The sequence below is a fragment of the Mailhella sp. genome (assembly GCF_057866825.1).
On sequence record NZ_DBMAHT010000082.1, the window covers coordinates 1 to 8,994 of the forward strand.

Below are 8,994 nucleotides of genomic sequence, written 5' to 3' on the forward strand. Positions count from 1 at the left end.
CCGTTGTCGACCTGCGAGAGGAAAGTGCTGTAGGCGGCGGAGTTCTGCGGGGTTCCGCCGTTTTCGTTGAACAGGCTGAACAGGGAGATCATGGCAACGGCTATGATGCTCCACAGCAGGATATTGCGGGAAAACTGATTCAAAGCTGCCTCCATGGCTGCTTATGATGACGCACTCAAAGTGACGGAGAGGGCCCGGCTTGCCGGGCTGCCACAGGTGAAACGGCAGGCTCCGCAGGCGACGATGCGTCGCCCCTGCCGTTTTTTATATTTGTAATGCCACTTGCCGACTTTGACAATGATGTGCAGGCCGGTTTTTCCGCTCCGGGAGCTTTTTTCTGCAAGAATCGTGCCGAATTGAAATGGGTTGCGCCCCTCTTTTTTTCTCCTGGAACCGTCTGAACTTGCCAGACTTCCCGCCTTGGGCTAGCATCCGCCGGTGCGGAAAATAACGTCCGTCCGCGGCCCGTCCGCGCTTTTGCGCTCCCTCCCCAAACTCGGACGAACGCATTCTCCCGCTGCATTTTTGGCCCGCCCGGCCGATGAGGTTCACTCATGTTCGTCGATTGCCATACCCACGTTTTTCATCCGCGCATCGCCGAAAAGGCGAAAATGAAGCTCGCGGAACACTACAAGCTCTTCTGTCACTGCAAAGGCACCCCGGACGACCTGCTCCTGCGCGCAGGCCGCGCGGGCATCGATCACTGCATAGCCCTCTGCGCCGCCACCAGCGCCCTCCAGGTGCGTCCCTGCAACGCCTACGCAGGCTACCTCCAGCACAACTATCCGCGCATCACCGCCTTCGGTTCCATCCACCCCGACTGCACGGACTGGAAACAGCAGCTCGACTGGCTCCGCTCCATGGGCGTCCACGGCATCAAGCTCCACCCGGATTTCCAGCACTTCTGGCTCAATGATCCCCGCCTCTACCCCATCTTCGAGGAAGCTCAGAGGGATTTTATCTTTATGATACACATAGGCGACAGCCTCCCCCCCGAGAAAAATCCCTCCTGCCCCTATAAAATGGCCGCCATCCTCGACGACTTCCCTCACCTCAACGTCGTCGCCGCCCACCTCGGCGGCTTCCGACAGTGGTCCTACGCCCTCGACGCCCTCGCCGGTCGCGACGTCTGGATGGATACCTCCTCCTGCATGAAGGAAATCTCCGATGATACCCTCAAGGCCATCCTGAAAAAACACCCCCGCGACCGCCTCGTCTTCGGCACCGATTACCCCATCATGGACCCCCAGGACGAAATCGACGCCCTCCAGAAACGCACCCGCTTCTCCGATAACGAAATAGACGAAATCCTCGCCAACGGCACCCACCTCCTCTTCGGATAACAGCCAGCCGCTGCCCCGGAAAGGCAGAAAAGGCAGAAAAGACAGGAAAGACAGGAAAGACAGGAAAGACAGAAAAGGCAGGAAAGACAGAAAAGGCATGCGGGGGAAATAATTCCCCCCGCGCCCCCCTGTTTCTGCCTCGCAGCTAAAGCTGCTTCGGCAGGACAGGGTGAACGGGAAGATTATGCCCGAGGCAAAGGGCGAGGGCGGGAGGTCGGAAAGGCTGGGACTGCGAGGGGTGGTGTGCTCGGCGGGCGCTGCTCGGGCTGCGGACGCAGTGCAGGTGTGTCCTCACGGACCCACCTGCGGTGGCCGACTCCTGTCCGGCCTGCGCCGGACAGTCGTGTCAAAGGAAAGGATTTCCAGATGTTGGAGAATTGGGAGTAGACATCGAAGGTCGCTAATGCGGACCGGAAGATATTTTTCCCCGTTCTGAGGTAACGCAGACAGACGGTGCGGAACCCGACAGACGACGGGGAATCTTCACGTACACCCAAAAAGCTGCGGGACGGCCCCGCAAGGGGTCGTCCCGCAAATTATGGGGGTTCGGGGGAGATTATCTCCCCCGATGCCTTTTCTGTCTTCTTGCCTTTTCTGCCTTTCCTATCTTTTGAGGGCGTTGGCGATATGGGAAGCGAGGTCCTGGACGAGGAGGGACTGGGCTTCGACCATGGACTGGATGGAGTCGCCGGCGGGTCTGGATTTGACGAGGTGGCCGGAGTTGAGGACGGAGCCGTCTCTCTGGAGTCTCCAGACGACGTCGAGGGTGACGTTGCCGCCCAGGGGGCCGTCGAGTCTGCGGACGTCGAGCATGAGTTTATCGTTGACTTTGGCGCCGGTACGGAGGGGGAGGGCGGAGACGCCGCGGACGGCGAGGGCGTCGCAGAGGACGCGGGAGACGCCCTGACCGAGGCTTTCGCCCCAGCGGTCGAATTCATGGATGGTGATGTTCACGCCGTCGGCCTCGCGCAGGACGATTTGTTGTCTGGTGAGGTATCCTGGCAGGGTGACGGGGAGCACGCCGATGCTGGCGGTGTCGGACTCTGAGGAGGCGGGCAGGGGGGAAGAGAGCACGTAGTAGCGCACGGTCGGGGAGGATTTGAGCTGCGCGGGGAGCGAGCATCCTGAAAGTGCGAGGGCGAGGACGAGGGCGCAGAGGAAGGGTTTCATCAGTTGTTTCTCCCGAAGATGAGGGCGTTGGGCTTGATTTCCAGCAGGGTGGCGAGTTCCGAGAGGGCCTGGGCGGCGCGTCTGAGGGAGAGCATGGTCTGGCTGAATTCGAGCACGGGGGCGGAGTCTTCGCTGAAGAGGCTGTTTGCGGTATCGGCGGTGCGGCGCAGGCCTCTCATGGCGTTCTGGGCTTCGAGGACCACGCCTTCGGAGGAAGACGCGAGGCTGTCGATGCTTCTGAGGGCGGCGTTGACGCCGGCGAGGGTGTTGTGGATATCCTTTTTCAGGGAGCCTGCGAGGGAGGCGTAGGCGTTCATGGTGGAGTCGGCGCTTTGTCTGAGCGCGCCGAAGGAGCGCACTTCCTCGCGGATGGAGTCGCTGGTTTCGCGCAGGCTGGCCACGAGGCCGGAGGCGTCGATGTCGCGGAGCTGTTCGCTCATGCTTTTCACGCTGCTTATGACGTCGTAGAGAATTTCCTGAATGGGAATATTTTCAAGGGTGCTGAGGGCGGCGTCGAGGGAGGAGAGCTGCGTGGGAATCTGGGGCGAGCCTTTGTAGGGAGCGAGGGAGGCGACGTCCACGGGATCGGCGTTGCGCATGATGTCGAGCTCGACGCAGAGCTGCCCCGTGAGAATGCTGGTGATGCCGAGCTTGCCGCGCAGACCGGCCTTGATGAGGCGGTTCATGATGTCGGGATCGTCGAAGAGATCCTTTTCGCTGCCGTCTTCGAGCAGGGCCATGGCCTTGTCGCGTTCGATTTCAATGATGACGGGGGTATAGAACTTGGCGGTGCCGATTTCGGGGCGAATCTGGATGGAGTTCACCTTGCCGATGCGTATGCCCTTGAAGTACACGGGCGAGCCCTGGATGAGTCCTTTGAGCGAGGTGTTGAAGTAGAGCACGAAGGTGGGATTCTTGTTGCCGAAGGAGCCCGAGCCGAGGAGCAGGATGAAGCCTACAAGCAGGGCCAGCGCGCCGAGCACGAAGGCGCCGATGAAAGTTTTAGTGCTGCGTTCCGTCATTGATTTCCTCCGCGGACGCGGCCCTTGCCGCGCGTAAGAAATTCCACCACTTCGTCGGGGCCGCTTTTGAGCAGTTCGTGCGGATCGCCGCTTGCGGTCATGGTTTTGGTTTTGGCGTCCAGGAACACGGAATTGTTGGCGATGGCGAAGATGCTTGCCAGTTCGTGGGTGACCACGATGATGGTCATGCCCAGGGTGTCCCGAAGCTGCAGGATGAGTTCGTCGAGTCTTGCCGCGCTTACGGGATCAAGACCGGCGGAAGGTTCGTCGAAATAGACCACGTCGGGATCAAGGGCGAGGGCGCGGGCGAGACCGGCTCTTTTTTTCATGCCGCCGCTTATTTCCGAGGGGTAGAAGTCTTCAAAGCCCGCGAGTCCCACGAGGGAGAGCTTGAACGAGGCGAGGGCGCGGATGTCGCGGGGGGAGAGGCTGGTGTAATATTCGAGGGGGAGGGCGACGTTTTCGGCGAGGGTGCGGGAAGTCCAGAGCGCGCCGCTCTGGAACATGACGCCGGTGCGGCGCATGACGGCTTCGCGTTCGGCGGCGGGAGCGCCCCAGAAATCGGTTTTGCCGTAGAACACGGAGCCTTCGGCCGGAGGGGTGAGGCCCATGAGCACGCGCAGCAGGGAGCTTTTGCCGCAGCCCGAGCCGCCCATGATGATGAAGATGTCGCCCTTTTTTACGGTGAAGGAGAGCCCGCTCTGGATGACGCGGGAACCGTAGGCCACGGTGACGTTGTGCGCGGTGACGGCGGCGTTGTTGTCCGGAACGAAGTTCATATGTCGAGCACCGTGAGGATGATGGTGATGACGGACGTGGCCACGATGATGCCCACGATGGAATTGACCACGGCGGCGGTGGTGGCGCGGCCCACGGCGGAGGCGTTGCGGCCGCAGCGCATGCCCTGATAGCAGCCGCAGAGGGAAATGATGAAGCCGAACACGAAGGCGTGAAGAAGGCCGGTCCAGACGTAGCCCAGGGTCATGAACTGGAGGGTGTTGCTGATGTAGGCGGCGGGGGAGATGTCGAGCATGAGCGCGCCCACGAGGAATCCGCCTGCGATGCCTGCGATGTCGGCGTAGAGGGTGAGCAGGGGCGTCATGACGGCCAGCCCGAGCACGCGGGGCAGCACGAGAAAATCGACGGGAGAAATGCCGAAGCCGGTGAGGGCGTCCACTTCTTCGTTGACCTGCATGCTGCCGATGACGGCGGCAAACGACGCGCCCGTGCGGCCCGAAAGCACGATGCCCGTGAGCACCGGCCCCATGACGCGCACCATGGAAACGCCCACGAGCGAGGCCACGTAGATTTCCGCACCGAAGAGCTTGAGCTGCATGGAGCTCACGAAGGCGAGAATGAGGCCGAGCAGCAGGCTGGTGAGCGTGACGATGGGCAGGGCGTCCACGCCGCATTCGCGCAGCACGTTCCACAGATCGCGGGAACTGCACGAGGCGCGGCCGGAAAAGAAGCGCGCCATGCTGAGCGAAACTTCGCCCACGAATTCCACCACGCTGCGCGTGATGCCGGGCCAGGCGAGAGTTTTTTCGCCGATGATTTCCAGAAGCCCCGGTTCCTGCTGCCGTGCGCCGCCGTCTCTGGGGGGCACGGCGAGGGCCATGTCGAGCATGGGGCCCATGCCGTCCGGCAGGGCCGAGGCGTCCACGGCGAGGCCGCGGGCGCGTGCCTTCTGCGCAACGGCGTTGAAGGCGGCAAGCAGCATGCTGTCCCAGGCGGAAACGTCGGCAAGAAAACGCACGGCGTCGGCGTCGTCGAAGGCGTCGAGGGCGGCGGCAATCATGGCTTCGGGCGTTCGGGGCGCGGCGGCCACGTCCTGCCTCGACCAGGAGCCCGAGGCCCGGACAACAATCGTGCGCTGCGTTTTTTGAATGTCGAAGGCAGGCTGCATGGTTCCTCACTGAAGGCTTGTCCCGCACGGCTGCTCCCGAAAGGGAGCGCTGTCCGGGGAGCCGGTCTTTCGTCCGGCGCTTCTCGTCGGCCGCGTTCCGGCAACGGGTGCTTCTTCCGCAGGGCCGCGCGGGCGGCGATGCAAAGCGCCCTGAGAAATATTCGTCATCCTGCGCGGGGGCTCATGCCCGGTTCGAGCGGGGTGGACGCCCGGCTTCTGCGGATGACACATGTTGCCCCTCGGCCTCGGCCGAAATTCTGCGGGGCTCCTGCGCGGCGGATTGTGGGCGTCGGCTCCGTCCCTTGCGCCTTGACCGGGCTCTCTGCGCGTTTCGGGCATGCCTTCCTGCGCATTTCTTCGCCGCGCTGCGCGGGGCGAAGCCCGAATCCTTCGTTGCGCGGCAAAGTCGGCGCGTTGCGGCGCTCGCTTCTGCGGCAGATGCCGGACGCGCTCACGGGCGGAGGCTTGGCCTGCGCGGCGTTCGCCTTCGGAGCACTGCCGGAGGCACAGGCTGCGCGTTCTTCTTGCCGTGCGGGGATTCCTGCGCACCGGCGGGCGTTTGCCTGCGGGCGGCGAAGGAAGAATCCCGGCGATGTTCCGGCGACGTCATGGGAGTCGCCGTTCTGCCGCGGAGAGCTCCCCGGATTTTCCTGCGTTTCCGGCAGGATGGCTGAAACGCAGGCGGCGGGGAAAGCGTTGTCCCCTGCCCGGTCGCGAAAACGGGCGGAGTGCGGAAGACCGGGTCTCCCGCACTCCAGATAATCAAGCGGAGGCGTCGGCCTTCGTGCGGATCAGTCCATGTGCATGGCGGCGCGCACCAGTTCCATGGTGGCGTTGATGGACATTCTGGCCTTTTTTCCGCCGTCTGCAAGTATTTCCTGCACGAGGCCGGGCTTGGCGAGAATGGCTTCGCGGCGTTCATGCAGCGGTTCGAGGAAGTTCTGCAGATTCTTCATGAAGATCTTCTTGCAGGCCACGCAGCCCATGGTGGCGTGGGTGCAGGCTTCGCGCACTTCGTTCTGCGTGTCCTTGTCGGCGAGCAGCACGTGGTAGGGGAAGAGGTTGCACACGTCGGGGTTGCCGGGATCGCTCTTGCGCAGGCGCGACGGGTCGGTGAACATGCCCTTGATCTTGGGTTCAAGGTCGGCGAGCGTGTCCTTCAGGAAGATGCCGTTGCCGTAGCTCTTGGACATCTTGCGGCCGTCGAGGCCGGGGCACTTGGCGGCCGGGGTGAGCTTGGCTTCGGGTTCGGGGAAGACTTCCGTGTTGTACATGGTGTTGAACCGGCGCACGATTTCGCGGGCGAGTTCGAGGTGGGGCTGCTGATCCTGTCCCACGGGAACCCAGCGCGGACGATGCTGAATGATGTCCGCGGTCATGAGCACGGGATAGCCGAGGAAGCCGTAGTTGCCGAGATCCTTGTCGGTGATCTGCTGCTGCTGTTCCTTGTAGGTGGGGCAGCGTTCCAGCCAGCCGAGCGGGGTGATCATGGAAAGCAGCAGATGCAGTTCCGCGGTTTCCTTGATGTCGGACTGGCGATAAATGGCGCAGTGTTCGGGGTCGAGACCGGCGGAAAGCCAGTCGACGACCATGTCGTTGACGAACTGCGGAAGCTTGGAAGTATCGGCGTAGTTGCTGGTCAGGGCATGCCAGTCGGCCACGAAGAAGAAGGCCTCGTGGGTCTTCTGCATTTCGACCCAGTTCTTGAGGGCGCCGAAATAGTGACCGATGTGAAGAGGCCCGGTGGGCCGCATGCCTGAAACTGTGCGATCGTTCGCCGTCATGGCGTGTCTCCTGATGAGATAAATGAGAAAAGTGAAGGTGAAGGACTCAAAGACCCACGGCCGTAAGCGCGAGGTTCCACGACCATCGGACGAGAGTCATGAGAAGAGAGCTCAGTACGCCGCTGGCAAGCAGCAGTACGAGCAAAAGAAAACCGTAGCGCTCCACGCGCTGAAACTGAAGAGCGATCTGCCCGGGGAGCAGGGTTTCCAGAATGTGTCCTCCGTCGAGCGGAGGGATGGGCAGAAGATTGATCCACGCAAGGGCGAAGTTTGCGGCGATGCCCGTCTGGAACATCTGGAGCAGGAACTTGCCCGCGGAAGTGCCGATGAGAAATTCTGAAGGAGCGAAGAGCAGAAGGCGCAGGCACACGGCAAAGACCATGGCGAGCACCATGTTGGCGAGGGGGCCTGCGGCGGAAACAAGCAGCATGCCCTTGCGGTAGTCGCGGAAGTAGCGCGGATTCACGGGCACGGGCTTGGCCCATCCGAACACGAAGGGGCAGAACAGGGCCGTGAACACGAACATGCCCGTACCTGCGGGATCGATGTGGGGAATGGGATTGAGCGTGAGGCGGCCGAGCATGCGCGCCGTAGGATCGCCGCAGCGCAGGGCGGCCCAGCCGTGGGCAACTTCGTGCAGAATGATGCCCAGAAGCACGGGGACGAACGCCACGGCCAGATACGATATCTTTGCTGCAATGCTTGAGTCGAACATGGGGGGATTCATTACCATATTTATGAATGATCCGCAAGAACGGACGCCTCCGGATTCCCCGGCGGAACGATGGCCGCTCTCGACAAAGGCCGCGCCTTTGGGCATGATGACAAGAATGTGCCGGAGCGACGTCCGGCGGAACGAACGTGCCGCAGAATCCAGGAGCCCGCATGCTTGGAGCCATAGTCCGATTTCTTCTCAGAATCATCTACCGCGTGGAGCTGCGCGGCCGCGAGCACTACGATGCCGCCGGTCCCCGCACGCTCATCATCTACAACCCCGGATCCATTCTCGATCCGCTGATTCTGGCCGCCGTGCTGCCGCATCGCGTCGCGCTTCTCGCCGACAGGGCGCTTGAGCACAAGTGGTGGATGCGCCCGGTCTGCGCGCTCGCCGACACGCAGTTCTTTGATTTTTCCAGTCCCGCGGCCACGGTGTCGCTGGTGCATGCGCTGGCCAGAAACGGCCGCTGCATGGTGTTTCACAGCGGCAGTCTCGGCAACGATCCGCGCTACATCCGCATTCTTGAGGCCGCGGGCGTCATTGCCGAAAAGGCCGATGCCACCCTCCTGCCCGTGCGCATCGACGGGGCGTCGAGCACCGTGTTTTCCTATCTGCGGCACAAGGGCCGCCGTCGCTGGTTTCCGCGCGTCACCGTGAGCGTGCTCGAAGTGCAGAAGTTCCGTTCCGCGGAAGGCGTGACGCCGCGGGAGCGTCGCCGCCGCATGGGCGAGCGCCTTTACGACATCATGACCGAACTTGAGTACCGCTCAAGCATGGAACACTGCAATCTCATGCAGGGCCTCGTGGAGGCCGTCCGTCTTTCCGGACGCCGCTTCCCCATTGCCGAAGATCAGGACAGGCACGTGCTCACCTACGGCTCGCTCCTGCTCAAGCTCTCGGTGCTTGGCCGCGCCTTCCGTCGTCTGTTCCGGGGCGAGAGCACCGTGGGCTTTCTGCTGCCCACGTCCCTGCCCGGACTCGTGGCCTTCTTCGGTCTGCATTCGGCGGGGCTCGTGCCGGCCATGCTCAACTTCACGTCGGGCATATCCTC

At 62.5% G+C, this 8,994-nt stretch carries 9 protein-coding genes; 2 read left to right on the top strand and 7 right to left on the bottom strand.

What is annotated here, in order from left to right:
• Nucleotides 1–155, bottom strand: a 155-nt coding sequence (locus tag ACZM96_RS07850) for an ATP-dependent metallopeptidase FtsH/Yme1/Tma family protein (protein WP_489488388.1), incomplete at its 3' end; no start/stop codon positions are given.
• 399 nt (nucleotides 156–554) lie between these two features.
• On the opposite strand from ACZM96_RS07850, the gene ACZM96_RS07855 reads away from it, so the two are divergent.
• Nucleotides 555–1,343 carry an amidohydrolase family protein gene (locus ACZM96_RS07855; RefSeq protein WP_489488380.1) on the top strand — a complete coding sequence of 263 codons (789 nt, stop codon included), beginning with the start codon at nucleotides 555–557 and terminating at the stop codon, nucleotides 1,341–1,343.
• 603 nt (nucleotides 1,344–1,946) lie between these two features.
• On the opposite strand, the gene ACZM96_RS07860 is transcribed toward ACZM96_RS07855, so the two are convergent.
• The 6 genes from ACZM96_RS07860 to ACZM96_RS07885 form a co-directional block, all read right to left on the bottom strand.
• The gene (locus ACZM96_RS07860) at nucleotides 1,947–2,513 is read right to left on the bottom strand and encodes a PqiC family protein (RefSeq protein ID WP_489488381.1); all 567 of its coding nucleotides are present in this window, start codon (nucleotides 2,511–2,513) and stop codon (nucleotides 1,947–1,949) included.
• On the bottom strand, nucleotides 2,513–3,535 hold the full coding sequence (locus ACZM96_RS07865) for an MlaD family protein (protein ID WP_489488382.1): 1,023 nt from the start codon (nucleotides 3,533–3,535) through the stop codon (nucleotides 2,513–2,515). The genes ACZM96_RS07860 and ACZM96_RS07865 overlap by 1 nt, the downstream gene beginning before the upstream one ends.
• Entirely contained in the window at nucleotides 3,532–4,314 is a 783-nt protein-coding gene (locus tag ACZM96_RS07870) for an ABC transporter ATP-binding protein (protein WP_489488384.1), read from the bottom strand. Before ACZM96_RS07870 ends, ACZM96_RS07865 begins: the two co-directional genes overlap by 4 nt.
• Nucleotides 4,311–5,441 carry an MlaE family ABC transporter permease gene (locus ACZM96_RS07875; protein WP_294488275.1) on the bottom strand — a complete coding sequence of 377 codons (1,131 nt, stop codon included), beginning with the start codon at nucleotides 5,439–5,441 and terminating at the stop codon, nucleotides 4,311–4,313. Before ACZM96_RS07875 ends, ACZM96_RS07870 begins: the two co-directional genes overlap by 4 nt.
• 791 nt (nucleotides 5,442–6,232) lie before the next feature.
• The gene (gene trpS / locus ACZM96_RS07880) at nucleotides 6,233–7,225 is read right to left on the bottom strand and encodes a tryptophan--tRNA ligase (RefSeq protein ID WP_489488386.1); all 993 of its coding nucleotides are present in this window, start codon (nucleotides 7,223–7,225) and stop codon (nucleotides 6,233–6,235) included.
• 46 nt (nucleotides 7,226–7,271) lie between these two features.
• A complete protein-coding gene (locus ACZM96_RS07885; RefSeq protein WP_294488268.1) occupies nucleotides 7,272–7,958 on the bottom strand; it encodes a site-2 protease family protein in 687 nt (228 codons plus the stop codon).
• Nucleotides 7,959–8,110: 152 nt separating this feature from the next.
• Between ACZM96_RS07885 and ACZM96_RS07890 the strand changes: the two genes are divergently transcribed.
• Nucleotides 8,111–8,994: 1-acyl-sn-glycerol-3-phosphate acyltransferase (locus tag ACZM96_RS07890; RefSeq protein WP_489488387.1), on the top strand; the 884-nt coding region annotated here is incomplete at its 3' end.